The organism is Methylomonas sp. BW4-1 (genome assembly GCF_052474385.1).
The window spans coordinates 5,356,490-5,383,176 of record NZ_CP184125.1; the positions used below are offsets into that span (position 1 = coordinate 5,356,490).

A 26,687-nucleotide genomic window follows, 5' to 3' on the forward strand; every position below is an offset into this window, starting at 1 on the left:
GTTTAGTTGGCGGTTTTGCCGGAGGCGGTGGGTTGGGTTTTATCGATTACCTTGACTTGGCTGCCTTCGCGCAGTTTGTCGGCGCCATCGATCACCAGTTTTTCGTTTACGCCCAGACCTTCCGGAATCGCGACCGTTTCGCCGTCAGCCGGTCCGGCTTTTATCCGCTTTACGCTGATGGTGTTGTCGTCCTTCACCACGTAGACGAATGCGCCATTGGCCCCGTGCTGAATGGCGGAGCTGGGGACTAAGGTGGCGGCATGCAAGGTGTCCAGACGCATTTTGATATTGACGAACTGGTTGGCGAACAGCGTGCGGTCTTCGTTAGCAAATTGGGCTTTTAATTTCAGCGTGCCGGTGCTGGCGTCGATCTGGTTGTCCACCGCCAGCAGCTTGCCGCTGGCCAGTTTTTGCCGGCCGGCCCGGTCGTAGGCGTCAATGGCCAGCGTCTCGCCGGAACGCCAGCGCCGCATCACCTCGGGTATCACATCTTCCGGCAGCGTGAACACCACCGAGATCGGCTGAATTTGGGTGATGACGGCCAGGCCATTGACGTCGCTGGCGCGGACCATGTTGCCTTGATCCACCAGCCGCAAACCGATGCGGCCCGTTACCGGCGCGGTGATGCGGGAATAACTGAGTTGCAGCTTGGCATTGTCGAGCTGGGCACGGTCGATTTCGACCGTACCTCGATATTGCTTGACCAGCGCGGCCTGGGTGGCGGTTTGCTGGGCGGCGATGGAGTCCTGTTCCAGCAAGGTTTGGTAGCGAGCTTGGTCGATTTCGGCGTTTTTCAGCAGCGCTTCGTCGCGCAGCAACTGGCCTTCGGCTTGTTGCACGGCCACTTGATAAGGGCGGGGGTCGATTTCGGCGAGCAGTTCGCCTTGTTTAACCGCTTGACCCTCGGTAAACGCTACCCGGATCAGTTCGCCATCGACGCGCGAGCGCACTGTCACGGTGTGCAGTGGGGTGACGGTGCCCAAGCCGTTTAGGTAAATCGGCAAATCACCTTGCCAGCTTGAGGCGACTGCGACGCTGACGGGGATGTTTTCGTTGGGATTGGCGTGCGCATCCTGGTTTTCCCGCGGATGCTGGCCGGCATGGTGCAAATAATAGCCGCCCGCCGCGACCGTTAATAGCAGAATGGTCGCCCAGTGCCAGCGCGACCTCGGCTTTAATGCGGAAAAATCCTGATCCTGGTTCATAGCCATGCGAATAACAATAAGTGGGTGCCGGCGTCATGCCGGCCAGCCGAGTCTAGCGGCACAACTAAAAAAGGCATCTTGAAGATGCCTTTTTCGGATTGTCTGCCGCTGTCGTGACGATCAATCGTAATGGTAGTGTTTGCGCAAAGGCTTGACCACTTCCCAATGGCTGTCCAGGCCTTCATGAAACATCACCAGGTCGCCCGGTAAAATCCGCACCGGCTCGCCGCCCACTGGAGTGACGATGATTTCGCCTTCCAACACATAAGCGGTTTCGGTTTCGTCGAAATCGATGGTGAATTTGGAAATTTCTTTTTCCCAGATCGGCCAGCTCGATACGCCCAGCTCTTTTAAACGTTCTTCGCTGGGGTTATGTTCAACGGTAATTTGGCTCATGGGTTTCCTGTTTGAATGAAGTTGATCGAGCGGCGGATTTTAGCATTGTTGCCGAGCCGCAGCTATGAATCGGTGGTTTCGTCCGGTAATTGCTTCAGATCGTCCGCGCGGCGCAACCTGTTACGCCGTTCCGTCCCGACCGTGAGGTTGTCGGCATTGTTCTCCAACTTGGGCTCGCTTTGCTGGTAGATTTGAAATTCGGTGACGGAATTTATCGTGGTCAGCGTCGGCTCCTTGTTCAAATAATCGTTAAGCCAGACCACCAGTAATGCGATTGCCAGGCTGGCCGCGCCGGCGATGCCGGCGTCCCGGCCGTAATCGGGTTTCACCGGCTTATCGGGCAGCGAGGCCCAATCCACGACGTCCAGTTGCGGATTGCTTTGCCGTTGTTTGACGTCGATTTCCACCAGACGTTGTTTGGTTTGTTGCAATAATTCCTCCAACTTAACCAGTTCTTCCTGCATGGCTTTGTGTTTGGCGAATTTATTGGTGTATTCGGCGGCTTTTTGTTTATGCTCGGCCATTTGCTTTTGAATGGTCAATACGGTGCGGTGCGCTGCATCGTAGGCGTTTTCGGCCTCTTGCGTGGCATAGCTCGAGCCGGCTTGTTCTTTACTGGCAATTTTTTCATCCAGCTCGGCCAATTGGGTTTTTAAATTGCGTAAGCTGGGGTGAAATTCGATGTATTCGTCGGTGTATTGGCTTCTTTGCGCTTCCAGGCGTTCGCGCAGGCGCTCGGCTTGCTGGGTTAACGCCGCCAGACTTTGCGAATCGGCTTCCGGCACCACGGCTTTGCCTTCCGCGACGGCGGCATGAATGGCGTCCAGCTTGGCCTTGGCTTTCGCTTCTTCTTCCAAGGCGGCATTCAAGGAATTATTTAAACCTTGTAAGCGGGCGTGGGCCTCGTTATCGGTGCTCTCCAGGGAGAGGATGTCATGCTGCAAGCGGAACGATTCAATGTCCTGGCGTTTGTCGCGCACTTGTTGTTCGAGGCGAGTCAATTCCGATTTAATCGAGGTACTGGCTTTATCGGTGATTTCGGCGATGTACTCCGCGCGAATTTGTTGGTAGGTTTTGATCCAGGTATTTAAGGCCATTTGCAGGAATTGCGGATGACTGCCTTCAGCCGCCAATTGCACTAGATTGGTGTCCGCAACCGGTTTTACCTGGAACAGCTCTTTTAACTGGTTGATATTGGGATGCTCGATACCATCCTGCTGTTTTAGCGTCTCGGCGGTTTTTTCCAATACCGGTTGCCCCAGCAAGACCTGCTTTTGAATGTTGACATGCTCCAGATCCGCCTCCGCATGCGTTTGATCAATATCGGTTGCCGCAGTCGTCAATACCAAGGCTTGGCTTTCAAAAACCGCCGGCTGGAGAAAGACATAGGTTTCGGTAATCAGCAGCAAGGGCAGAAGTACCAGCAAAAATAAGGTCCGGCGCCGTAAACGGCGTGGCCAAGGCGTTGGATGGGAACGGTAAAAGTCGTCTCCGACGATCTGGAAATCATGGCGATAAGGAAACATCACGATTTTCTCCCTGGCGCTAAGTCCGCAGGTTATAGTTTTTGTTGTAATCCGCTTTGCGGAAAATTTTCTCAGCGATCCCTGCCGAGAAAATTTTTAACGCCCGGACCGAGTCAGTGCACGTCGGCTTCGGTCAAGGGCGATTAAACGACTGTCTGGTTTTGTTGTTGTCGCTACTGACTGCTAACTTCAGTGGGAATTTTGATTGCTCAAGACTTAATTGATAGCCCATTTTTAGGCTTTAGAGCTCAAGATCCGCGCTGGCTGGTCTGCTCTGGTGCCTAAACAGTCAATATCGGCGAGCTGCCAGTTTAAACCAATACAAAAATCAAGCAATTCTTAATTTGCCAACGGCTATAAAGGCTGGGCTTCAGTTTGAGGTTATGTCGGGTCAATAATCGAAGGCGCCAAAGGCGGTGACTTGAACCGAAAGCGATTAGCAAATCGGTTGTAGGCGTGTCACTCAAATCCGAGATATTAGGCCACGATAAAATCTGCTTCGCCTATACTAAAAAGCCTATTGGATTTGTGATCCGCCGCCGGTTTGCGGGCTTTTTGTTCGGACAAGATCGGGTGAACTAGGTATGCTGGCTAACTGACGTCCGAGGCTAGTCGGACACAATTTTCCTTGATGCCGTTTTGGCGGCTATTTTTCAAATTTTTGGATTTCTACAAATCCCCGATTGGATTGGTATGGCAGATAAAGAGGATGGAATACTCAGAATTCATGTATATGAGCTGAGAGTGGGTATGTGCGTAAGCCGTCTGGAAGCGCCGACGGCGGATTCACCTTTTTTATTGGATAGAATTGTGATTGAAAGTCATGCGGATATTCAAGCCATCCAGGCGATTTGTGATTATGTCTATATCGATGTCAAATACCAAAAGTCCTTCTCCGGGGCGATTCCCACCAGAAATACCGAAGCGCGTAAACATCTGAGCTTTGCGCGATCTTTTAACCAAACCGCCAATACCTTTCAACGCACCGGTAATTTAATTAAAACGGTGATGGACGATATTCGTTTCGGGAATCAATTTAGTGTCAGTGCGGTTAAACAAGCTGTTTCCGAGTGTGTCGATAAAGTATTGGAAAACCCCGATACGATGCTGTTGCTGACCCAAATTAAAGATCAGGATCAATATACTGCGCAACATAGTATGAATGTTTGCATATTGTCTATTCTGTTGGGGCGTGAGTTGAATTTTTCGATGGAAGACCTGAATAAAGTGGGTTTTTGCGGCTTAATGCACGATGTCGGTAAAATGAAAGTGCCGCTGGAAATCCTTAATAAACCGGGCTCTTTAGAAGACTATGAAATGGACATCATGCGTAAGCACACGCTCTACGGACGCAACGTGTTAATGTCGGCTCGTAATGTCTATCCCGGCGCTGTTGACGTTGCCTACGATCATCACGAGCATTTGGCCGGTACCGGTTATCCCAGAGGTTTGAACAAAACCACGCTATCGATATTTACCAAGCTGGTAGCGGTGGTCGATACCTACGATGCCATCACTAGCGACCGGGTGTATCAGCGTGGTAAGCCGCATCTTATGGCGTTGGGAATTTTGGTAAAAGGGATGGGACAGCAATTTGAAGCTAATTATGTGACGCAATTTATCAATTGCATCGGATTTTATCCGCAAGGTAATTTAGTGGAATTAAGTAGTGGTGAAATCGGCTTAATAGTCGAGCAAAATAAGGCCGATAGGCTTAAGCCAAAAATATTGCTGATTCAAGATGGCAATAAAAACCTTATTGAAGAGAAGATACTCGATTTGTCCTTGAATATTGCCGATGCAAGCGGTAAACGCTATGGTGTCAAACAGGTGATAAGGCCGCAGGATTGTGGTGTCGATTTAGCCAAGTATTATCAAGACGGCAAGTTTACAAAAGAATATGCGGTAGTTGGCTAAGGGTTTAGTTTTGTAAATTATCTTCCTTGGATATTGTTTTTTAACATGGTTAAAAAAATTAATATTAACCAGCTCAGAAAAGGCATGTTTGTTTGCGGCACCGATCGGAAGTGGCTAGATACCCCTTTTTTCAGAACTAAATTTCTGATTTCATCTGATAAACAAATTAATACCTTAAAAGAGTATTGCCAAACCGTTTCTATCGATACCGGCAAAGGTATCGACGTGGATAAGCCCGCTGAAACCGACATAATCGATTTCGCCAGCCCTGCGGCTGCGGAGATGCGTAGCTGCGCCGAGGAAAGCGATTCTGCTTACCCAGTGAATTGCATCGTCGAATTGCAGACCGATGAATTGGCGGTGGTGGTCCAGGAAAACTCACAATCGCCCCTGCGCCCGCTCGTGAAGGTGATCACCAATCCGCAGAAACAATTGCTGTTTCAAGAGCACTTGCTTGATCTAGCTGATGAACAGCAAAATCAGACCAAGATAATCAGGGTGTTGGCTAGTGACGAACCGATTGTCGAGTTACTGAAAATGTTTGTCGAACTGGAAAAAACTTAGCCGGCCAATCACTCAGGCGCGTTGTTGGGTTTTGCCGAATAGCTCGTTACTCAGGGCTATGACAGCACGCGGGTCGATTTCGGCAATCGAAAAATCGTTTTTATCCAGTTTGAACGGATTGACCGGTGAAGGCGACTTCAAGGCTTTATTGATGGTAGTTTGATAAATTCGACTGACCGGCGTTGGCCCGAACAAGGTAATCGACGGCCGGTTTAAACCCCAGGCCATATGCGTCGGTCCGGTATCGTTACCGATCACTAAATCGGCTCTGGCCAGCGCCGCTTTCAAATCATTGAGGCTTAATTGCGGTAATACCCGCGCCAGGCTGCGTTCTGCCAGCCATTGCGCCATCCAGTGCTCCTTCTCGTTGCCCCAACTGATCAGAAAATTAGCTTCCAGGCCGAAGATGACCTGTAGAAATTTTTCTAAAGGGTAGTTACGGCTGGGCCAAGTCGAGCCGATGACCAGAATGATGTTGGGTTGATCGGCTAGAAAATATTCATCCAAGGCGGTTTGCGGCGGCTGAAAAAACAAAAACGGCTGCTTTGCCTGAATTTGCTCAGTTGTTACATGCAGACCCAGCGGCTGGGTCAGTAAGGCGACATTGCGATCAATGGTATTGGCGTCGTAAGGGTAGGCGACATGCCGGCTATAGAACAAAGCCGCCCATTTTTCCCGGATCGAGTCTTGATCGAAACCCACACAATTGGCCGACAGCAAGCGCGCGACTACTGCGGACTTAATCAAACCTTGCGCATCCAGCACTAAGTCATAACCCTGCTCGGCATAAGTACGTATTTTGTTTATCTCGGCAAAGACACGCCATTTGTCGGTTTTCAGGGCTTTTAAATTCACACCCAAAATATTATCCAGGTGTGGATTGTCGGCCAGTACGCCGACGAAGCGTTCTTCAACTATCCAGTCGATTTGCGCCAGCGGCAAGGCGGCTTTGATGAATTGCAAGGCCGCCATCGCATGCACGATGTCGCCCAAAGCCGACAATTTGACGATGGCAATTTTCATCGCTCAGAAGTCCAGCGCCGCCATTACCTGCTCCGGCCTAATTTCCGTTAAGCAGCGAGTATGGCCCAACGGACACTCACGCTTAAAGCACGGCGAACAATCCAGGTTTAAATCCAGAATCTTCGCCTCGGGATGTAGCGGCGGGGTAAAGCCGGGGTCGGAAGAGCCATAAACCGCGATCAGTTTTTTATCCAGTGCTGCAGCGACGTGCATCAGGCCGGAATCGTTGCTGACGACCGCGTCAGCCAAGGACAACAAGTCCACCGCATCCGCCAGCGAGGTAATGCCGGCGAAGTTACGGTAAATGCCGCCAGATAGGTCATTGATTTGCTCGGCAACGGCTTTGTCTTTGTCGGAACCGAATAACCAGACTTGCCAGCCTTGTTCTTCCATTTGCCTTGCTATGGCGGCGTAATGCTCGCTCGGCCAGCGCTTGGCCGGACCGTATTCCGCGCCGGGACACAGAGCCAGGATCTTGCTGACAATAGGGCGCAACTCTTCCGAGCCCTCAAGCAGAGCGCTGGGGTGGGGGATTTCGATTAAATCCGCGCCGGTGATCTCGAATTTTTTGCAGACGCTTAATTGTTGCTCGATTGTGATCGTCAGCTTCGGAACCGGGTAATTTGGTGGCTGCGGCGCCTCTTTCGGTAAACCCAGCGCCACGAAACGTTGCACGGTCATGGTCAGTACAGTCTTATCCAACGTACGCACATCGTTCAATAGGCCGCGGCGCAGTTCGCCGAGAAAACCGGTGCGTTTGGGGATATGCGCAAAGAACGGAATAACGGCCGACTTCCAGGAATTGGGCAGTACAATCGCCTGATCGTAATGCTGGTTTTGTAGTTCCCGGCCTATGCGGATTCGCCCCCGCAAATCAAACTGCCCGTGGCCCAACGGCATCGTCAGGCCTTTATGCACTTCCGGCATGCGCTCCAATAGAGGCAAGGACCACGCCGGGGCCAGCACGTCGATCAGGCAGTTGGGATGTTGTTGCTTGAGGGTGATGAACAGGCTTTGCGCCATCACCATGTCGCCGACCCAGGACGGGCCGACGACCAGGATTTTATAAGCTTGCTCCGCCACTTAGGAAACGAGCGTCAGCCATTCCTTATGGTCGGCGCGGCGGCCTTGCACGTAGTCGAAATACAAGGCTTGCAGCTTTTCGGTGACGGGGCCGCGGCTGCCGGAACCGATGTCGCGGTTGTCGTATTGGCGGATTGGCGTGACTTCGGCGGCGGAACCGGTGAAGAAGGCTTCGTCGGCAACGTACACTTCGTCGCGGGTGATACGTTTTTCGATCACTTCGTAGCCTTGTTCGCGGGCGATGGTGATCAAGGTATCGCGGGTGATGCCTTCTAAGGCTGAGGTGGTTTCCGGCGTGTAAATTTTGCCATTACGGACGATGAACAAGTTTTCGCCGCTGCCTTCCGCGCAGAAACCTTCGTGGTCCAGCAACAAGGCTTCGTCATAGCCGGTGGACAAGGCTTCTTGCAAGGCCAGGATGGAATTGATGTAGTTGCCGTTGGCCTTGGCTTTGCACATCGTGCTGTTGACGTGGTTGCGGGTGTACGAAGAGGTCCGGATGCGGATGCCTTTTTCCATGTTTTCCGCTCCCAGATAAGCGCCCCAAGTCCAGGCCGCGACCATGACGTGTACTTTCAGGTTATCGGCGCGCAAACCCATGCCTTCGGAACCGAAGAACACCATGCTACGGATGTAGGCGCTGTCCAGGTTGTTTTTGGCGACGGCGTCGCGATGCGCCTGGTTGATCTCTTCCTTGGAAAACGGCATTTTCATGTTCATGATATGCGCGGAGCGGAACAGACGGTCGGTATGCTCGGCCAGTTTGAAAATCGCGGTGCCGGCATCGGTTTTGTAAGCGCGCAAACCTTCGAATACGCCGCAGCCGTAATGCAGCGTATGAGTCAAGACATGGACTTTTGCATCGCGCCAATCAACCCATTTTCCGTCTAGCCAAATCAACCCGTCTCTATCATCCATCGTTGCCATTATCTGAACCTGTTTTGTTTAGTGATTATTGCTGCGCCGCGTCGGCTTAAAAGTGACGGAAATTGTACTATAAAGCGCTCTCCGGCAATACCGGCTGCGCAGAAGTCCTGATTTTGGCGTGAGACTGCGTTTGGCAGGCCCAATATGGATTGTGGACACCGGTGAAATAATTCACTGATTCCACGTGGCATAGGCTACCGACGGCAAGCGCTGTTTGCGATAACTTAAACTCAGCGTCAATTTTTAGAAGTTGCCTAAGGTTGGGAAAATCTTACTGCCATGATTTTTAAAGGCTTTTGTTAGTTGGCGTCACTTATGCTGGTCATTTAGTAGTCAAATCGGCAGATTCGGGAGAGCGTCATGGAAACAAGCAATGAAGTCAACGAAATCAGCACCCTGCGTATCGTGTTTATCGAAACGTTAAGCAGGCAGTTTATCGCCATTACCGGTTGCGGCATTTATGTATACCTCAATCCGCTGACGATTAACGAATTGTTCAACCGCTATTTAAGCAGCAGCGTGCCTATCAATGTATTTGCCAGGCAATGCGTCAGAAATATAGTGGCTTAATGTTGCGTAGCCGACCCGGACGACTAGCGTCGTCCAGGACGTCTTTTAGCCAAATAGCGTCGTTAGGCTTTGGCAAAGCGCCGGCGTGAGACGAAGAGTACCACCAACAACAGCAACGCCAGCGCCGCTTGTCCGGCAATCAAGCTTAGACAGGCTGCCGGATTTGCCGGATACGCAAAGGCAAAGCGCGGTTGGTCGTGGCTCAGTTCATCGCTCCAAGCGCTATCGCTCATGATCTTGGGGACGAAATAGTCGCGCCATTGATCTTCAAAGTGATTGACCGCCTGAATATATTCGGCATAGCGCGGCGCATCAATGCCGGCCAGCCTATCCGCCATTTGCACGGCCGCCAGCGCCGGCGACAGCCAAGACCACGCTTCCAAAAACTCGAATTGCGCTTGGCGGGCGCTGTCGAAGCGGTACATCACCGGTCTGATCTGTTGATCCAGAACCAAACCGGCCGGCAAACCGGCAGTTTCGCGCGGTAGCTCTTTACCGGTTTGCGGCAGCTGCAGGTCTGAATGATTGCTATACCACTGTGCCATTAGCGCTTGACGTTGTTGATTGTTTTGTTCCTGAAACTGGCGGACGGCGATAATGCTATCCAACCGCGAAGGCATCGGCGCGTGCCGGTCGGCCGCCCAGGCCAGCAAGGCCGGGCCGGCAAAGGTCAAAACCAACCAGACGCCCAGCATGCCGATGGCCGCCGCCCCAGAGGAAAAGGGCAGCAGCAGGAACAAGCCGGCGATGCCAAACCACACCAGTGTGTACAGACCTGTAAACGCCAGCCAATAAACCAGCGTTTCCAGGCTAAATGCCGGATCGAGGCATAGCGTCAACAGCGAACTGCTGAAAACCGCCAATACCACCACGCTATAGCGCACGCTCAACGCCGCACACACCAAGCGCCAGGGTGCCGACATTTGCGTGCAGACCAAACGCCAGACTCCGCTCTCCCGGTCTTCCTGCACCAGGCCGTAGCTCAAGGCAATTACCATCAGCGGAGTCAGTAGCGCGAACACAGTGGCAAAATCCAGCATGCCCAGTTCATGCAGCATCGGGTTGAACAACTGATCGCTGTTACGGCCGTCGGTGTGGCGGCTGCGGGTGGAGATTTTGATGCCGGTACTTAAAAAATCCAGTTGCCGCACGCTCAAGGCCAAACCGCTCAGGGCCGGCAGCCGCAAAGGCGGCGCGGCGGCGCTGGCGGCAAATGCATTGGCTTTGGGGGTGTGGTCCGCCGCTTTCGGGGCGTCATGCATCTCCGCTTGATTGGACATCGCGTTGACGGTCTGCGGCGCTGCGGTGCCGTGTTGACGGAATTCGCGCGCAGCCAAACCCGACCAAACGGCGCTAGCCAGCATCACCAGCAGAAACAAACCTGTCACCCACAGATTTAAGCTGTTGCGTTTAAAACGCAGCCATTCGATAGCTATTAACTGCATCATGGCACCAGCCTCCGAGCGGAAAGGCTCAACAAGCCCACCGATAAACCCAACCACAGTAACAACACTAAAATATCCAGTTCGGCGGCCTGCAGGGCAAAACCGATGTCCGGGGCTTGATAGCTAAAATCCGCCACGCTACGCCAATCGGCCTCAGCGCCGGTGGCCTTGCGCTCCGTGCCGCGGCTACGCTCGCGGTCCCAGTCTTCGGTCAGGTTGATAAAGTACTGCCGATATTGTTCGGCGGCGTCTTCAAAATGCCGTTGATGGCTCAAATCCATACCGGCCAAGGTCATGGATAAAGACCGTAGCGCTAGGCTCGGGCCCAGCCAGGACCCCAGATGGCTCAAGTGTTGTTGCTTAATAAAATTGTCGCGCAAGGCGTCGAAATGCAGGGCATGGACCTTAACGGAATAAGCATCGTTGTGCTGACGATTTAAGGACACGAAACCGACCGGCAAATCTTCCTTGCGGGACACCCCGTACTGCGTCAACACTTGTGCTTCGAAGGCTTTGGCGCGTTGCTCGTGGTCGCCGTCGTGGTCCAGGCCGTGGTCAATGTCGTCCTTGATCTCACGCCAAAACTCGCTGGCGCTGGGGTTGGGTGCCAACATTTCCGCAGTCACTGCGCCGAGGCGCGGGGCGATAAACACGCTGACCAACCAAAAGCCCAGCAGGCAAAACAAGGTGGTGCGGCTGGTGTTAAAAGACGCGGACGCGGCGATGGCGACTGCCGCGAAGATGCCGTAGTACAAATTTAACAGCAGCAGCAACACCAGCAGGCGCAGCACGTCGTCCAGGGTAAACGCGAAGTTGCCCAGCAGTATCACGGCTGCTACCAACAGCGCCGGTGCCAAGACCAGAGCAAACGCGCTCAACAAGCCCAGCAATTTGCCGAACAACAGCTCGCCGGCGTTCACCCCCAAGCTGTGCAACATCCGCAAAGTGCCGGATTCACGCTCCTGGCTGACGGAGTTAAAGGTCAAGGCCACGATCAATAGCGGTAACAGCGCAGTCAGCACAAAACTGGTCGTGGCTTGACCGAAACGGCCGGCCAACACTTGATCCGCCGCCGGGCTGAAGCGGGTGAGGTTGCGCTTATGCGGCTCCAGCCATAAAGACTGGCCGATATACGGCCGCAACCCCGGATCCAGCGCCGCCACCGGCGTGTCCGGCTTAAACACGTAGATGCCGTAATGCGCGGCGGAGTGCGGGTTTTTCACGCTCTGAGTATTCCATTGTTCCTTGGCGGTGGTGCCGACGCGGTGCTTTTCCGCGCGCAATTGCTGTAATTCGTAGGCTGACGCCAGGAAAAAACCAACAAATAATAGCAATAGGGCAACTCCCAGAGTCAGCAAGCGGCCGTCGCGCAGTGTGGCGAGAAATTCCTTGCGGATGATGGTCTTGATCATGCCAGCCCCCGGGCATGCGCCAGATATTTTTGCTCCAGTTCGTCGTGTTGCACGGTGTGGGCGTCAAATTCTTCTACCAGCCGGCCGCTTTTCATGATGCCGATGCGGTCGGCGACTTGCTTGGCGTTGAACAAATCATGGGTGGCCATCAGCACCGCCATGCCTTGATCGGCTGCGGCGCGGATGCGTTGGGCAAAGTCGTTGGCGGCGCTCGGGTCCAGGCCGGAGGTCGGTTCGTCCAGCAACATGGCCTTGGCCTGTTTCGCCGAGGCGATGGCCAAGCCCACTTTTTGCCGCATGCCCTTGGAATAAGCCGCCACCCGTTTGCCGTGAGCATCCGCTTGCAGACCGCTGTCCGATAACAAAAGGCGGGCTTTCTCGTCATGCAAGCGGATATTCGCCAGCGCGCAGAAATAAGTCAGGTTTTCCAAGCCGCTCATCACCTCGTACAGCGCCACGTTTTCCGGTAAATAGGCCAGTTTCGTTCGCACCAGGTCGGGATTGGCGTGTGGCGATTCGCCTTCGATCAGCACCTGTCCGCTACTGGGCTGGTTGAAGGTCAAAAACGTACTGATGGTCGTGGACTTACCGGCACCATTGCCACCCAGCAGCGCGTAAACGCAACCCTTGGGGATGTGTAAATTTAAATTCTCGACCGCACGGTGTTGTCGGTAGTCAACAACCAGGTTGCGGGCGGCCAATACGGGGGACTCAGCGTTCATAAAAGATATTGGGTTTAAGGTGAATGATCTGCGACGGTCAGCCGGATGGCCTGCCGCCGCGCCCGGCATGTTCAGTATTTTAACGATAGACTGAGGTAATGGGTGCGTTGTGCCAATGGGATATTTTCCTGGATATACTGATCCAGGGTATTTTTGATAGCCAATTGTGCGCTATTTGATTTGTTTATGAATCGATAGTAAATGATCGTTATCGACCCAAGGCGGAAGTTCGTGTATTTACCTTGAATGTCGGTTTAAAATTTAAATCAGCCATTCAAATAATAAAAGTTGTAGGGTGGATAAGCGAAGCGCCATCCACCATAGGAACACAAATAGGTGGATGGCGCTTCGCTTATCCACCCTACGGCCCTGCTTTTCGTGGCGTGACGGCCAATATCGAAGTCATTTGCCTAACTTCCAGCGCCATCCTGCATGAGCTGGGCTTGATGCTGGCAGCCCCATCGCCGGATTTTCGTTACTCACACTACATGGTTTTTTGCAGCCTGCTTAGTTTGCTGTTGCTGGCGCGTCCCTGGTTGGCAAAAGCCAAATAATAATTTGGCTTTTGCAGTTTGAGTATGCCAACCCAAACCGTCTCTGTTCCAAATTTACAGTCAGCCGCCAATTTCTTTGAGATTATGCCAGTAGAGAATGACAGTTTCTGGAAGTGATGAATTGTCACAATCGACCGTTGCGGTCTGTCGACCGAAGTGATTCAATCACAGAGACTTGACCGCTACCCGTCGTTGATGGCTGTCGTCGATGATATACATAGAAGGAAAATAAATGCAGATCAATAAATTATCGTGTCGAAGATCATTTTTAGGTAGCTTTACAGTTAACTATCTAAATCCTTGTAGGGCACGTGGAAACAAAATAATCATGGTTGGAAAATTAATGTTTGTTTTGGTGAGCTTGTTTTCTTTACCGCTTGAAGTTCGTGCAACAGTGGTCGATTCTGAACAGGTTTGTAAAAATCTCAATGGGACATGGGAGCCTACATCTGGTCAAAGTTGGTATTACTATTGTTATGTTTTGTGGTTGCCGGAGGTTTGTGAAGGCAAAAATGGGTTCTGGGACCCACATAAAGAACGATGTCGATTAGACCCTTCTGAAAAAAGCCAGAAAGCTGAGTGTAAAGCACAAGGTGGAAATTGGGGTAAAGATCAGGCGTCTTTTGATCACTGTTTCTTTGAGAAAGATAGGATTCAATGTTTAGCTGAAAAGGGTGAATGGAGGCCAATGGGTAAAGCTCATGTTAGTGGGTGCGTTCGCACCAGCCGTGATGCTGGAAAACCATGTAAAAAATACTCTGAATGTGAATTCGGGTGTCTCGCTGTACGGTCAAAATCCCCCGCATCGGAAAACGACATTGTTTCAGGGCAGTGTGCGAAAACTAACAATAAATTTGGATGTAAAGACTATTTTGAAGAAGGCCGTATTATAGGATCCTGTAAAGATTGAAAGGCTGGCTCTTTCTCAGTCCAACAAGTCGGTAAAACGGACGCGCTCCCCCGTTGGTGGTTTGGAAAGTTTTGATTTTATCATGGGATTGGCGGCTTCGCCTAGGTTTGCGTAAGCGGTGCGGCCTTTACTTAACGTCGAATGGCAGTTCATTGAACCCTCGCCGACACTTAGCGCAAAGCTTCGGATGTCAGCTAGTGGCCGAATTTGCTCAGTCAGCACTGAATGTCTGCAAAATATTCCAATAGAGCTGGTGCACTCAGAATTCTTTCAGCAATGCTGCCAAAGGGATTGCGGTGTGTGCCACAAAGAATCAAAAATCGCTTCAATATCAATCGAGCATGAGTCATAAATTGCGGCTCAGACACGAACTCGGACTTACTTTCAATCGAGATTTGGGGTCTGACTGGGTAAAGGGCGGGGGTGTTTTAGTGAAGCCGTTGCCGCCGATGGCTGAATCGGTCGGCGGCTGGCGGAGAGGGCGGCGTTAAGCTCGCGAAGAGAATTCGCCGGTTTCGGTGTTGACCTTGATCATCTCGCCGGATTCTATATATTCGGGGACTTGTACTTCCAGGCCGGTACTGAGCTTGGCAGTTTTGGTACGTTTGGTGGCGCTGGAGCCTTTCATGGATGGCGGGGTTTCGACGATTTGCAGCGTAATGGTGGTTGGTAACTGGATACCTAGCGCGGCGTCGTCCATCAACAGCATGATGATACCTTCCAGACCGTCGGTCAGATATAGCGTTTGGCCTTCCAGGTCGTCAGCCGCCAGCGCGTATTGATCGTAAGTTTCGCTGTTCATGAAATAGTAGGTGTCGCCGTCCTGGTAGGAAAACTGCACGTTGCAACGTGAACAATCGGCGGCTTTCAGCATGTCGTCACTTTTGAAGGTTTCGTCCAGTTTTTGCCGGGTTTTCATGTGAGTGAAACGGACTTTGTATAGCGTGGTCGCGCCGCGCGAGGTAGGGTTGCGCACGTCGATGTGTTTGACCACATACGGTTCGCCGTTGATTTCGATGGCGGTTCCCTGTTTCAGTTCGTTGGCTTTCGGCACGGCTTAATCCTCGTTAAATGTTTGATTTGAAATAAATTGCCACTGGCCGTTTACTAGGCCGGACAGCGGTTGATAATCGATTTTGTAGCGCATTTTACGACAGTCTTTGATCCAGTAGCCCAGATAAACATATTCCAGTCCCATTTGCTTGGCGGTTTCGATTTGCCACAATACCGCGTAAACGCCAGGGCTATGGTCGGCAAAATCCGGGTCGAAAAAGGTATACACCGCCGATAGCCCGTCGCTTACCACATCGACCACCGCGACCGCCGCCAATTGGCCGCCGATTAAAAACTCCACAAACATCGTGTCGCACCAACTGCTACCGAGGAATTTGATGTAGTCATCGGGCGTGGTTTCGGTGTCTTCACCAGGTTTGTCGTGACGGGCACTTAGATAACGCTGATAAAGCAGGAAATGGCGCGGGTCGAACTCGGCGTTTTTGACGACTACCCGGGTTTGCGCATTGCGCTTAATACAGCGCTTTTGTTTGCGGTCAGCTTGGAATAAGGCCACCGGCAGTCGCGTCGGCACGCAAGCCTGGCAGGCTTCGCAATAGGGTTTATAAACATGATCGCCGCTGCGCCGAAAGCCCTGAGCAATCAGTTGCGAATAGAGCGTGGTGTCGATATTCACCGACGGATGTACGAAGCCGGAACGCGCGACGCGGTCGTCCAGATAACTGCAGGTGTGGCCACTGTCCAGCCAAATTGGGATGGAGTTCATGCTTGCCAAGCGTCGGGCGTCGGTGTTTGATCGCAGAGCCGGTCCAGCAGTTCTATAAAGCGGCTGCGAGGGATTTCCGCCGCGCCAAGGCTGAGTAAGTGTTCGCTGCTGACCTGGCAGTCGATGAGTTGATAGCCCCAGGCGCTGAGCTGCTGCACCAGATGCACAAACACCACTTTGGAGGCATCGGTTTTACGATGAAACATCGATTCGCCGAAAAACACCTGGCCAATGGCAATGCCGTACAGGCCGCCTACCAACTGGCCGTCCTGCCAGGCTTCGCAGCTGTGTGCGATACCCAGGTGGTGTAGTGTGGTATAGGCTTGGCGGATGTCGTCGGTAATCCAGGTGCCACCTTCGTCGCGACGCGGCGCCGCACACGCATCGATTACTTGACGAAAGGCGCTGTCGTAACGAATTTCAAACAATTGTTTGCGCAGGGTTTTCGCCAGGCTGCGAGAAATATTCAGCTGTTCCGGAAACAAGACCAAACGCGGGTCGGGTGACCACCACAGAATGGGTTCGCCGGGATTGAACCAGGGAAATACCCCGTGCCGGTAGGCGTTGACGATGCGCTGCGGCGACAGGCAACCGCCAAAGGCCAGTAAGCCGTTGGGTTGTTTCAAGGCCTTATGCAGTGGCGGAAAGGCTTGGTGCGGATGATCCGGGTCGAGCAGGGTGAGTTGCATAGGAGGCGCGTGGGTCCGGGTTGGCGCTGGTTTGTGAATGACTTAGCTTACCAAGGTTTGTGGGCAGAGCGGCCGGCTAGGCTAGTTAGCGGCGCCTGGAGACAAAATTTCGTACGTCCAACTCACGACGCATCCATTTTGTAACCAAAGCCGCGCACGGTTTTCAGCAATTTCAGCTCGTAATCGTCGTCGATCTTCCGCCGCAGCTGGCGAATATAAACATCCACCACATTGGTCAGCGGATCGGCGCTATAGCCCCAGACTTGTTCCAGAATGCGTGTGCGGCTCAATACTTTACCCGGCATGCGCATAAAGCATTCCAGCAAGGCAAACTCCTTGGGGGTTAACTCGATGACGTTATCGCCGCGTCTTACCTCGTGGGTTTCGCCATTAAGTACCAGGTCTTCGATACGCAATTCCTTGTCGTCCTGTTTTACTTCGCCGCCACGCCGCCTGAGCAAAACTTCGATACGGGCCAGCAATTCTTCAAACGCGAACGGCTTGGTCATATAGTCGTCGGCACCGGAGCGCAGGCCGGCTACTTTGTCTTGCACGGTATCGCGCGCGGTCAGCATCAAAATCGGGGTGTCGATGCCGTTGCTGCGCAAGCGTTCGCAAATCTGCCGGCCGTTCATGTCCGGCAGGCCCAAGTCCAGAATGATCACCTGAAAGCTGCCTTCGGTACCCAAGGCAATGGCCTCTTGCCCGCTACGGGCCACCTCCACGGCATAGCCCTCGGCTTTTAAGCCGCGTTGCACGAAATCGATGATACGCTCGTCGTCTTCAACCATCAGTACCCGCATATAGCCTATTCCCGTCAGAGTATTGGTTGTCATGTATTTATCATTCATATGAAAATCCGTCCTATGCTACCGTAAGCAGGGGTAGTGTAACCGTAAATGTCGATCCGGCGTTTTCGACGCTACGTACCGCGATTTGCCCGCCGTGGGCTTGCAGGATGGATTTGGCCATCGGCAAACCCAGGCCGGAGCCGTCGTCTCGGGAATGCTGGGCATTGCTGCTGCGGAAGTGGCGTTCGAAAATTCGATCCAGATCCTCGGAGGGTATGCCTATGCCCTGATCGGTCAGGCTGAAGCAGGCCTGTTTACCGTCGCGCCATAACGCCACAGCGATATGCCCGAGCGGTTTGGAATAGCGGCAGGCATTTTCGCCCAGAATGAACAACACCTGCCGTAGCCGCTGCTTGTCGCCGCGCACCAGTAACGGTCCGGAAGGCGCGTCCAGGCTGACGGAAATCGAATATTCTTGCGCCATCACTTGAAAATCCTCGACGCTGCTGGCTACCAAATCCGCCAAATCCACTTTATTCCATTCGAATTGCAGATTGGCCGTGTCGGCGCGGGCCAGAAACAGTAAATCGTTCACGTATTTACCCAACTGCATCGACAGCTCGACGATGCGTTGCAATGCGTCTTTGTATTCTTCGGCATCGCGGTCCTGGCCGCGCAACGTCACTTCCGCTTCGCCGCGTATCACCGTGATCGGCGTGCGCAGTTCGTGGCTGATGTCCGCCAAAAACTCACGGCGGGCATTATCCATGCGCTTTAATTCCTCGTTCAACAGATTAAGTTCAAAGGTCCGCTCGGTCACTCGCTCTTCCAACACAGCACGGCCTTCGCGTAGTTTATCTTGTTGAACTTCCAGTTCCTTGGCCATTTGATTGAAGTGGCTGGCCAGATAGGCAAATTCGTCGCGGCTGTCTAAGGCAATCCGGTAATCCAGGTTGCCGGAGGCGATTTCGTCCGTGCCTTTCATTAGCGCTTCGATAGGTTTTTTAAACGCGCGCAGCAACATGATGCCGGCTACCAAGCTGAATAACGCCGCGGTTAACGAGGCCAAAATCGCCGTCCAGCGCGACTTTTCCACCAACATTTCCAACTCGCGCTTGGCTTTTTGGGCTTTTTCCCGTTCGGCGTTGATGGCGGCGTCGATTAGGGGTTGGAATTTACCGTCGATTTCCTCTTCAGTGAACTTGGCTAAAGCCTGCACGGCGGTAGTCAGCTTACCTTGCAAGCGCAGCCGTTCCACTTCTTCGAAGCGATATTCGCTGGCTTCCAGGAAAGCGGTGAGATGGGCGACTTTCTCCAATTCCGCGGGCTTATTGGTCCATTCTTCGCTGGCGCTGTCAGTGTCCGGCGCTTTGACGGCGGTGTCGCGTAGCGTTTGCATGGCCTCGTAAAGACGGCGTTTGGAAGATTCCACGCCGGTTTCCGCATTGGGGTTGGCGGTGATCAGCCGGTCCATGCGTTGCTTGAAATGGCGATAAGCTTCCTGCGACAGCTGTTCGTAATCGTCGAAGGTTTCGTAGGCGGTTTGGCTGTGTTGAAAATAGCGCGCTACTTCGTCGGCGCCCCAATACAAGGCAATGCCCAAACTCAATACAAAGCAGAACGAAACAACAATGACTATCGCCAAGCGAAACCGAAACATTGGCCCTATTTGCCTTCGCTAGTCTCGTCCAGTTGCTTTTCCATCGACCGGATGGCTTCCAGTTTCTCGCGCAGCAGTCTTGATTCTTCTTTCTTGGAACCGGCGGCGTCTTTCGTTTCCAGCACGTTTTGCACGGTTTTGTGTTTGCGTTCCAATGATCCGAGTTTTCGTGATGCGCTGTTGATGCGCTTTAATGCCTCGGTGTGAATGGCAACCAGGTGGCGCATCCGTTCGTCGCTCAGGCCTGCGGGCGGAATGCCGGCAATTTCATCGAGAATTTTGGGAATGTCGCCACAGGCATCTGACAATAGGCGGCCTACCATCAAATGCAGTAATACGCCAATCTCGGGTTCGTCTTTTTGGCGTTTCATTAAAGACCTGCATGTCTCGGTGCGGCTCGCCGTGGTCATGTTGGCCAGATTGTTGCCAAAATCCAGCAACTCGTCTATGTCCGAATGCACCACCGGCGCGCTGTAAACGGTTGGAAAATGTTCCTTGACGCTGGAATCCATCTCGGCGCAGCCGCTGATGGTCAACAATGATGCGACCAGTGCCAATACGCGCATGAATAGTGCCTGCATGTTGCTTAATTCTCCCCGGTTAACGGAATTTGAACCCTGATGCGGGCTCCTTGTTGGTCTTGACGGGCATCGATGACTTCCACTTTGCCTTGATGATTGGCGACGTATTCCTTGACGATGGCCAAGCCCAGGCCGGGGCCGTCGCCGGTATCGCCGGTCTTGCCGCGATAAAACGGCTCGAAGATATGATCGCGTTCGTCGATGGCGATACCGGGGCCTTCGTCTTCCACTTCCAGTTCCATCAAAGTACCGGCGTCGCGTAATATGACGCGAATTTCACCGCCTTCCGGCGAAAATTTCACGGCATTGGTCAGCAATTGTTCGATGATTGCCCGCAATTGTTCGGGAATGCCGGCAATTTCCACCGGCCTTGCCAACATTCGGATAGCGATGGCTTTACTGCTTAAAACCGGTTGAAAATCGTTAACGACGGTTTCCAGCAAATCTTTGATGTTTACGCTTTCCTTGCGATTGATGTCGGGCAGGGAATTGATCCGACTGTAGCGCAGTAATTCCTCGGATACGGCGCTTAACTTTTCGATATTGGCGCATAAATGCAAAACAGTGGCTTGCCGCTTGCTGTTGGGGTCGTAGTCGGTTTCGCTGGCCAGCAATTCGGCATCCTGACGCAGGCTTGCCAAGGGCAGTTCTATCTCGCGGGCGACGTTTTGCATAAATTGTTGCTTGGACACTTCCAGTTCCAGTAAGCGAGTGCGCAGCCACTCCAAACGGTTGCCCAGGTAACGTAAATCCGACGGGCCGTTCACCAGAATCGGTTCTGCCAGCTCGCCCGCGCCCAAACGGCGGATCGAAAGATCAAGTTGCCGCATCGAACGCGACAATACGATCAAAAGAACGGCAATCACACCGAACGAAATCGCCAGTAATACTGCGCCTTTGACCAGTAGGCCATGCTCCAGCGATTCCGACAATTGGTGCAGTTCGTTGAATTCGTGATCCACGTGGTTTTCAAACTCGCGCGATAGAGTGGCGGCGGATTCGCGCAAGCCCTGGAAAGCCTCGTCTATCGGTAATTCCAGATTATTCTCGTCATCCGAGCCGATGATTTGCTGGTAAATCAGGTTTTCTTTTTCGGATAATTCATTGACCAACAGCGCGATTTTGTTATCGACGTGCAGTTTCAGCAAATCACCCAAAGCCTGTTTAAACGAGGCCCGCACGGTTTCGTAGGATTGCCGTTCGTAGGGTTGGCGCAGCGTCGGGTCAGACAGCAACACAAACAGTTTGGCCTTGCGCTCTATATCGGAGGCTTTTTGTAAAACCAGGCGGATGGTTTTGGTTTGTTCGAAGACATGCGTGTTGACGGTGCGGCCCAGCGCCGAGGTCTCGCGCATGCCGAAAGCAGCGTACATCACGGCCAGAAACAGCGGAATCACCGCAATGACAAAGCCCAGAATGATCAGGGACTTTAACGATAAAAAATTTTTAAATTTCATCCTTGTGCGAGAAGCAATAAATCACTCCATAGTATAGTTGAAACGGTATCCTAAAAATTGGCCCTAAATCCGTCACAAACGGCATTGCCCAGCGGCCATAAGGCTGGCGGCAGTAAATACCGGGAGGCGCAGGCCGGATGCCCTGAGCTTAGAAAAAGGTAGTTTTAGCGTTGGAGATGGTGGCGCAAATGTCGGTCGCCGACCCAAGCGTGCGATTATTTGCGTCAGGTCTTCACATATCATCGCTGCCGCGGGGATGACGCTACCCGGAAATGTAAGGACAGGGGTAGTAGAGTGGGAGGGTATTAAGGCAAAATTGCCCGGCAGATTATTCAGCCCATTCTTCGTCAGCCATCTCTGCAAAACGGCTCTGATCTTTACCGGATTTTTGTTTAAAAATACGTTCCAGCAACGGTGACATGGTCCCGGTAAGGTCTTGCTGTAACTCGGCAATGATTTCTTCAATGTCGGGGCCACCTTTAACGATGACGGGATGCGCGCCCAATTTGATCAACTCATTAGTCGCCGTGCCGCCGACGGAGCCGCAATAAACCATATCGCAGCCGGTTAACCAGGCCAGCTTAGGCTTTAATTTCTCTTCATTCCCGTCACGCTGTTCCTTACCAAACGACTTAGCCGCCAAAGGCGTCGCGGAACTGCCGTCTATGGCGTAGACATGAAATCCCAAGGATGACCCGAAATGCTGATTAACCATTTCCCCATCGGAACTTGCAAAAGCCACGATCAGCTTATTCGTATCGACTTCAAGTTCCGCGACACTGTTTACATCGGCAAGTTGATTCATATGACACTCCTTAATGAATATTTGGGCCAAAGGACGACTAAGGCTAGGTCTTAAAATTGATGGTTTTGGGTGTTGTTAATCCGTGCCTTACTTAAATCCGGCGCTTAAATACCGTTCGACCTGAGCCTGTCTGAGGGCCCAACAGCCTTGGGCTTGGACGAGCTCGGTACAAACCGCGCTACTTTCGTTGCCGGTATTCCGCAACCAGCTCTTTAATCTTCAGTCGCATAATGTCTTTTAACATTTGTATTTTTCGATCATGTTCCTGGTGTGCAATATCGTAAATTTGTTTCCTGAGAGTTTCGTTACTATCCTCGGGTAGGCTCAAAGCCCATTCAGAAAAAAAGGCATCGTAGCTGTCTATCGTTTTGATCAACTCAAACCTGAGTTTTTCCCTGTCTTGCCTCGGGATAGACTTTAGCGCTGCATCGATAACCGCATCAAGATCCGATTTTTGTTGTTGGTTGGGAACGGGAAACGGGATGATTTCAGACATAAACGCCGTGATAATGATGAACAACCGGACATAGCATTGATTTGTGCACGGCCTGCTTAATTCATATTTCGCGCCAATTCCTAAGCTATTGATTAATAAATGAAAAATGCTTTAGGTATCTGTTGTGTTTGTAACAAACAAGACCCTGTTGAACCGCAGATGTTTGAATGACAGCAGTTGCGCTTAATCAACTGCCGCAATCCGACTTGAAATGTTAGCGCTATAGCAGGTGTAAATTGGCGGAAGTTGCTCGGTCAGGATTAAGCGGGTAAAACCGACCCATCGACGACATTCAAAGCTTTGAGATCAATGGCAGCAGCAAAACAGTAAGCTGTCGGTCAATGCAAAGTTAGGTTGCGCACAGGTTCTGCTTCTAGTGGCAATATCCTAAATCACACTAACCGCCAACGATACGCTCCGCATTTACGGTGCTGGCTGAAGTTTGAAATCCTGCAAAGACTGGAGTTCGTTTCTGATTAGCCCTTCGGCTTAAATCTAGTCAGTACATTCATTAATTCAAACATTTTAGTTGTCGGATCATCCGTGTTCAATTGACTTTGTTGTTTGAATAGTGATTCAGACCTGTCGATTGCGTATTCTATATTTTTGCCATTGTTCAAGAGATCAAATCGATCTTTATTAATACGCTTATTAGTGTGACTATAATCAGTTATATGCTTTTTGAGCCGTTTTATTGTGTTATTTTCGGATCCTAGCGGAGAGTCCACTTTCTCAAAGTGTAATAACATCCAATATTCAAAGCACGGAACAGAGGTTATTTTTATTAATTCACCGCCACGAACAGATTTGGTTCGTTGGCAAGCTTTGGTGAATGCATCTGGATCATCCTTATCGAATAGGCAATATATGTATTCGTACGGTTTAAACGGCGTTTTGCGTTTCTGAGCAACTGCAACGGCATAATCAACAACGCTAATGGGCGATGACCCGTACGTAACCTCACCGATTTTGGGTGGAGCTTTTTGAATCTCTGAAAACGTTTTAAGGCATACATGCTGAGTGGCATCAATCAAATGAATTTTGTTTTCAATGCCCCAAGTGTTTCGTAAATGGCGAATATAATCGCCTTCGGTTTCACCTTCGCAAACCGCTAAAATGACAGCCGCCTGTTTAACTTGTTGTCTTTTTAGATCGTCTGCTTTTTTCTTATTTCTTTGAAAAAGCTTATCGCTCATTGCCAATTAAACTCACCGATGAAAGGGACGGCACCATACTTTCCTTCTAAATAACCTTTTGCCAGCGATTCATTAGATCGTGGGCAAAAATCGCTCAACGGGTAAAGTTGAGTCGCGAGTTCGCTATCTTTTTCAACAAACCACACTTGGTCGCGGCGGAAAATATCATTTTTTAATACCGAAATATCGTGAGTCGTGAAAATTAACTGGGCATTATTAGGATTGGTTTCTGGGTTATTGAATAAATCGATAATCATCTTTACGATAAATGGGTGTAAGCTATTGTTTAACTCGTCAATATAAACAATACGCCCATTTTCTAAAATATCAATAATAGGAAATGCCCAGCCAAATAGCTTTTGGGTGCCTTCAGATTCTTCAGTTAAACTAAGTGGGGCACGTTGGTCTTTGACATGCGTTAAATTTACTTTGAATTTACTAAAATTACCCTTTTCAAAGGCGACTCTAAGTCTATCAGGGATACTACCGTTTTCTTGTTCAAACTTTTTTAAATCGTCCAAATCCAATTTTTTTTCTTCGACATCAAGGTCGATAATAGATAAGTCAGCAGTATTGAGGTAGCGTAGAACTTTCTTCTTAAGCTCACTATCTTGGATTTTGTTAGCTGTATAACCAATATATCCTTCTGAAAGAAAGACAATTTTATTTCTAAGCCAATTAAATACGGGTTTTAATGTTTCTGAATTATCTTGCACCGCTACGGATAATAACAAAGAGTTATTGCGTGTCCGGCGTTTCCAAGCCTCTCTATCCGCTTTTTTGGCTAGATTTCTGTGTACAATCCATTGCTCTTTATCTTCCCCATCGCGTTCAATCCAGGTTTGTACTGAGTTTTTTGGAGTAACATAAAGCCATTCATTCAATACTGCTTCCTGGTTTACGGCAAAGCCGTACTGATACCGTGCGCCTTTATCGATAAATACAACTTCAAACGTGGATGGTTCTAGGTAGGAGGTATTGTCTAATTTGAACGGGATCGTGTCGGTTTCCTCGCCTTCATTCATCTTGCTATTGTTAAGAATAAATTTCTCCATGAAGTTCAAGGCATCCAGTAACGATGTTTTTCCTGCCGCATTGGCTCCATAAATCGCCACGGTACGAAGTAATTCGCTTGGCTGGCCGCCGGTAGAAAACAGATTATCAGTATGTTCCTTATAAGCTTTAACTGGAGTAAGCCTTAACGTTTGTTGCTCCCTAATCGACTTAAAGTTAGCAACGCTGAATTCAACTAGCATGATTTGTGTTTAGCCGTGACAGAAATAATGAAAAATTGCATGTTTTGTGCAAAAAATAGGCTTAATCTATTGAAGTATAGACGTAATCGGACTAAAACGCACTAAAATAACAACCCTCACCAATACTTACCGAAGTCATTACATTCCCAGCAAGGCCTTGCAATCAGGCTTTTAGATATGTTGACAGACGAGTGTATATTCCAATGCTGCCATTCGTAACGCTAACCCAGCGGTCCGCAATTGGCCGAAATTTGCCCATCAACCTACTCCAGAACGCCTACCGGAAAATCAAGCTTTGGGGTAGGTTTTAAGACAATTCAAAAAGTCCCGGAACTACATCAGGCTTCAAAGCCAATCTCGAAGGAAGAGAAACCGGACTCGTCGCCATATATCAACGACAGGCCGGACGGGTCAGGAGTTTTGATTTGTTTGGCCGAGTAGGCGTCCAGGATTGGCGTGATGTGGCGTACCGATCTGGGTGTGGTGTAAACCAGGAAGGCCGTGTCGTCGTCGGACCAGCCGCCGAACATCGCCATGCCCTCGGGGCCGTTTCGCGCCACGTAGGCGGCTCGGAAAGCGCCTAACAGCACGTAGATTTCACCGGATTCGTATTCCTGGCGGGAGAGGGTGATGCGGTGCCAACTCATGGTTTTTGCCATTTCATGCCTTCCGTCACTAAATCAACTTAATTGACCCTAAATCGTCTTGCTGCTTGATTTTGCTCAGCCCCAAGAATCTTAACATCGGAAGGCAATACAGACCATACAGGTGCCCACCGGGATGGATAATCCCGGTGCCAAGAAAATTACGAAATGTAATTAAACAACGACAGATTTTGCACCTTGGTAAAGGCTTGCTGCGCGGCTTGCAGCGATATTTGTTGCAGATTGAATTTGCTCAAAGCTTCGGCATAGTCCAGGTCGCCGATGTCCGAGGCGGTGGATTTGTTGTCCAGAATGTAGTCGGCGTTTAAATTTTCCTGATCGTCCAAGGCGTTTAAACGGGCGCCGGCCGAGGCGCGTATCGTATCGAAGCGCACCAGGGCGGTATCGATGTCGTTCAGCGAGTTCTTGTTGGGCGTGTTGGCTTTTAAATCGGCGGATATTTGCGCGACTGCTTGAAACACGTTGCTGATGCTGCCTGCTGTCAGCGGCGCGACTTGAATACTGCCGAATACCGACTCGCCGGGGTCGCCGTCGGTCACTTGCCGGCTGGGGCCAATCGCGATACTACGTTGGTTGGCGTCACCCTGATAGGCGTAAGCCGGGGTGTCGGTAAATGCGGCCTGGTCGGTTTTGTATCCGGAATAAATATACTCGCCGTTGGCATTTTTGGTGTTGGCGATGCTGAGCAATTGCTTGTTCAGCTCGTCGATTTCCATCGCGATTTGTTTGCGGTTGGTGGCGGTGTTACTGTCGTTCAAGCCTTGTACGGTCAATTCCCTGATTCTATGCAACACGCTGCCGGCATTATCCAGACCGGATTCTTCCAGGTCCAGCCTTTGCCGCGCCGCGCCGATGTTGACTTGGTATTGCTCATTTTCCTTAATGTTGTGATTCAGGTCGATCATACTGGTGGCGGCGACCGCATTTTCGGCCGGGCTCAGGTATTTTTTGCCGGACGATAGTTTTAGCTGAGTCTCGCTGAGTTTGGATTGCTGATCCAACATCGCGTTAAGGCCGAGCTGATGATTCCATGAAGTTGAAATGCGCATAATAATCT

27 protein-coding genes are annotated in these 26,687 nt (G+C 51.1%); 5 read left to right on the forward strand and 22 right to left on the reverse strand.

Annotated features, from left to right (window positions below; translation table 11 throughout):
* Positions 1-2: 2 nt before the first annotated feature.
* The 3 genes from ACH5Y9_RS24985 to ACH5Y9_RS24995 all read right to left on the reverse strand — a co-directional run bounded on the left by ACH5Y9_RS24985 (position 3) and on the right by ACH5Y9_RS24995 (position 3,130).
* Positions 3-1,211: an MdtA/MuxA family multidrug efflux RND transporter periplasmic adaptor subunit gene (locus ACH5Y9_RS24985; protein WP_445367977.1), complete on the reverse strand. Its 1,209-nt coding sequence runs from the start codon at positions 1,209-1,211 to the stop codon at positions 3-5.
* A 114-nt stretch (positions 1,212-1,325) separates the two neighbouring features.
* A complete protein-coding gene (locus tag ACH5Y9_RS24990; protein ID WP_033159054.1) occupies positions 1,326-1,601 on the reverse strand; it encodes a cupin domain-containing protein in 276 nt (91 codons plus the stop codon).
* A gap of 62 nt (positions 1,602-1,663) precedes the next feature.
* Positions 1,664-3,130 (reverse strand): GumC family protein, encoded by a 1,467-nt coding sequence (locus ACH5Y9_RS24995; RefSeq protein ID WP_445367978.1) that lies wholly within the window; start codon positions 3,128-3,130, stop codon positions 1,664-1,666.
* A 690-nt stretch (positions 3,131-3,820) separates the two neighbouring features.
* On the opposite strand from ACH5Y9_RS24995, the gene ACH5Y9_RS25000 reads away from it, so the two are divergent.
* Together ACH5Y9_RS25000 and ACH5Y9_RS25005 are read left to right on the forward strand one after the other, a co-directional pair.
* Entirely contained in the window at positions 3,821-5,044 is a 1,224-nt protein-coding gene (locus ACH5Y9_RS25000; RefSeq protein ID WP_171697603.1) for an HD-GYP domain-containing protein, read from the forward strand.
* A gap of 45 nt (positions 5,045-5,089) precedes the next feature.
* On the forward strand, positions 5,090-5,608 hold the full coding sequence (locus ACH5Y9_RS25005; RefSeq protein WP_445367979.1) for a DUF3391 domain-containing protein: 519 nt from the start codon (positions 5,090-5,092) through the stop codon (positions 5,606-5,608).
* 12 nt (positions 5,609-5,620) lie between these two features.
* Here the strand turns inward: ACH5Y9_RS25005 and waaC are convergent, their stop codons facing one another.
* Genes waaC through ACH5Y9_RS25020 form a run of 3 tightly spaced genes read right to left on the reverse strand, consistent with a single transcriptional unit; the run spans position 5,621 to position 8,641 of the window.
* Positions 5,621-6,631, reverse strand: coding sequence for a lipopolysaccharide heptosyltransferase I (waaC, locus tag ACH5Y9_RS25010; RefSeq protein WP_445367980.1), 1,011 nt, complete (start codon positions 6,629-6,631; stop codon positions 5,621-5,623).
* A gap of 3 nt (positions 6,632-6,634) precedes the next feature.
* The gene (waaF, locus tag ACH5Y9_RS25015; protein ID WP_445369926.1) at positions 6,635-7,660 is read right to left on the reverse strand and encodes a lipopolysaccharide heptosyltransferase II; all 1,026 of its coding nucleotides are present in this window, start codon (positions 7,658-7,660) and stop codon (positions 6,635-6,637) included.
* 54 nt (positions 7,661-7,714) lie between these two features.
* Complete coding sequence (locus tag ACH5Y9_RS25020; protein WP_415879082.1) at positions 7,715-8,641, reverse strand: branched-chain amino acid transaminase; 927 nt, start codon at positions 8,639-8,641, stop codon at positions 7,715-7,717.
* Between the two features lie 360 nt (positions 8,642-9,001).
* Between ACH5Y9_RS25020 and ACH5Y9_RS25025 the strand changes: the two genes are divergently transcribed.
* Entirely contained in the window at positions 9,002-9,211 is a 210-nt protein-coding gene (locus ACH5Y9_RS25025; RefSeq protein ID WP_033159049.1) for a hypothetical protein, read from the forward strand.
* Between the two features lie 62 nt (positions 9,212-9,273).
* Here ACH5Y9_RS25025 and ACH5Y9_RS25030 read toward each other — a convergent pair whose 3' ends face one another.
* The 3 genes from ACH5Y9_RS25030 to ACH5Y9_RS25040 are packed head-to-tail and all read right to left on the reverse strand — an operon-like array spanning position 9,274 to position 12,790.
* Positions 9,274-10,659: a DUF3526 domain-containing protein gene (locus tag ACH5Y9_RS25030; protein WP_445367981.1), complete on the reverse strand. Its 1,386-nt coding sequence runs from the start codon at positions 10,657-10,659 to the stop codon at positions 9,274-9,276.
* Positions 10,656-12,068, reverse strand: a complete 1,413-nt coding sequence (locus ACH5Y9_RS25035; protein WP_445367982.1) for an ABC transporter permease subunit — start codon at positions 12,066-12,068, stop codon at positions 10,656-10,658. Before ACH5Y9_RS25035 ends, ACH5Y9_RS25030 begins: the two co-directional genes overlap by 4 nt.
* Positions 12,065-12,790, reverse strand: a complete 726-nt coding sequence (locus tag ACH5Y9_RS25040; RefSeq protein ID WP_445367983.1) for an ABC transporter ATP-binding protein — start codon at positions 12,788-12,790, stop codon at positions 12,065-12,067. The genes ACH5Y9_RS25035 and ACH5Y9_RS25040 overlap by 4 nt, the downstream gene beginning before the upstream one ends.
* 383 nt (positions 12,791-13,173) lie before the next feature.
* Here ACH5Y9_RS25040 and ACH5Y9_RS25045 point away from each other — a divergent pair, with 383 nt between their 5' ends.
* On the forward strand, positions 13,174-13,344 hold the full coding sequence (locus tag ACH5Y9_RS25045) for a hypothetical protein (RefSeq protein WP_445367984.1): 171 nt from the start codon (positions 13,174-13,176) through the stop codon (positions 13,342-13,344).
* Positions 13,345-13,576: 232 nt separating this feature from the next.
* Positions 13,577-14,254 carry a hypothetical protein gene (locus tag ACH5Y9_RS25050; protein WP_445367985.1) on the forward strand — a complete coding sequence of 226 codons (678 nt, stop codon included), beginning with the start codon at positions 13,577-13,579 and terminating at the stop codon, positions 14,252-14,254.
* Between the two features lie 487 nt (positions 14,255-14,741).
* On the opposite strand, the gene efpL is transcribed toward ACH5Y9_RS25050, so the two are convergent.
* The 13 genes from efpL to flgL all read right to left on the reverse strand — a co-directional run bounded on the left by efpL (position 14,742) and on the right by flgL (position 26,679).
* Positions 14,742-15,308, reverse strand: a complete 567-nt coding sequence (gene efpL, locus ACH5Y9_RS25055; protein WP_033159245.1) for an elongation factor P-like protein EfpL — start codon at positions 15,306-15,308, stop codon at positions 14,742-14,744.
* Positions 15,309-15,311: 3 nt separating this feature from the next.
* Positions 15,312-16,034: an arginyltransferase gene (locus ACH5Y9_RS25060; protein WP_445367986.1), complete on the reverse strand. Its 723-nt coding sequence runs from the start codon at positions 16,032-16,034 to the stop codon at positions 15,312-15,314.
* Positions 16,031-16,723, reverse strand: coding sequence for a leucyl/phenylalanyl-tRNA--protein transferase (gene aat / locus ACH5Y9_RS25065; protein ID WP_445367987.1), 693 nt, complete (start codon positions 16,721-16,723; stop codon positions 16,031-16,033). The genes ACH5Y9_RS25060 and aat overlap by 4 nt, the downstream gene beginning before the upstream one ends.
* A gap of 122 nt (positions 16,724-16,845) precedes the next feature.
* Positions 16,846-17,574, reverse strand: coding sequence for a response regulator transcription factor (locus ACH5Y9_RS25070; protein WP_225892914.1), 729 nt, complete (start codon positions 17,572-17,574; stop codon positions 16,846-16,848).
* A gap of 13 nt (positions 17,575-17,587) precedes the next feature.
* Positions 17,588-19,174 carry an ATP-binding protein gene (locus tag ACH5Y9_RS25075; protein WP_445367988.1) on the reverse strand — a complete coding sequence of 529 codons (1,587 nt, stop codon included), beginning with the start codon at positions 19,172-19,174 and terminating at the stop codon, positions 17,588-17,590.
* A gap of 5 nt (positions 19,175-19,179) precedes the next feature.
* Entirely contained in the window at positions 19,180-19,755 is a 576-nt protein-coding gene (locus ACH5Y9_RS25080; RefSeq protein WP_319963255.1) for a hypothetical protein, read from the reverse strand.
* A 5-nt stretch (positions 19,756-19,760) separates the two neighbouring features.
* Positions 19,761-21,212, reverse strand: coding sequence for a sensor histidine kinase (locus tag ACH5Y9_RS25085; RefSeq protein WP_445367989.1), 1,452 nt, complete (start codon positions 21,210-21,212; stop codon positions 19,761-19,763).
* A 328-nt stretch (positions 21,213-21,540) separates the two neighbouring features.
* Positions 21,541-22,017 (reverse strand): NifB/NifX family molybdenum-iron cluster-binding protein, encoded by a 477-nt coding sequence (locus ACH5Y9_RS25090; protein ID WP_445367990.1) that lies wholly within the window; start codon positions 22,015-22,017, stop codon positions 21,541-21,543.
* A gap of 178 nt (positions 22,018-22,195) precedes the next feature.
* Positions 22,196-22,513, reverse strand: a complete 318-nt coding sequence (locus ACH5Y9_RS25095; protein WP_445367991.1) for a hypothetical protein — start codon at positions 22,511-22,513, stop codon at positions 22,196-22,198.
* A gap of 476 nt (positions 22,514-22,989) precedes the next feature.
* Entirely contained in the window at positions 22,990-23,709 is a 720-nt protein-coding gene (locus ACH5Y9_RS25100) for an RloB family protein (protein WP_445367992.1), read from the reverse strand.
* Positions 23,706-24,965 (reverse strand): AAA family ATPase, encoded by a 1,260-nt coding sequence (locus tag ACH5Y9_RS25105; RefSeq protein WP_445367993.1) that lies wholly within the window; start codon positions 24,963-24,965, stop codon positions 23,706-23,708. The genes ACH5Y9_RS25100 and ACH5Y9_RS25105 overlap by 4 nt, the downstream gene beginning before the upstream one ends.
* A gap of 338 nt (positions 24,966-25,303) precedes the next feature.
* Positions 25,304-25,612, reverse strand: coding sequence for a hypothetical protein (locus ACH5Y9_RS25110; protein ID WP_020483249.1), 309 nt, complete (start codon positions 25,610-25,612; stop codon positions 25,304-25,306).
* Between the two features lie 158 nt (positions 25,613-25,770).
* Positions 25,771-26,679: a flagellar hook-associated protein FlgL gene (gene flgL / locus ACH5Y9_RS25115; protein WP_445367994.1), complete on the reverse strand. Its 909-nt coding sequence runs from the start codon at positions 26,677-26,679 to the stop codon at positions 25,771-25,773.
* Between the last annotated feature and the right edge of the window lie 8 nt (positions 26,680-26,687).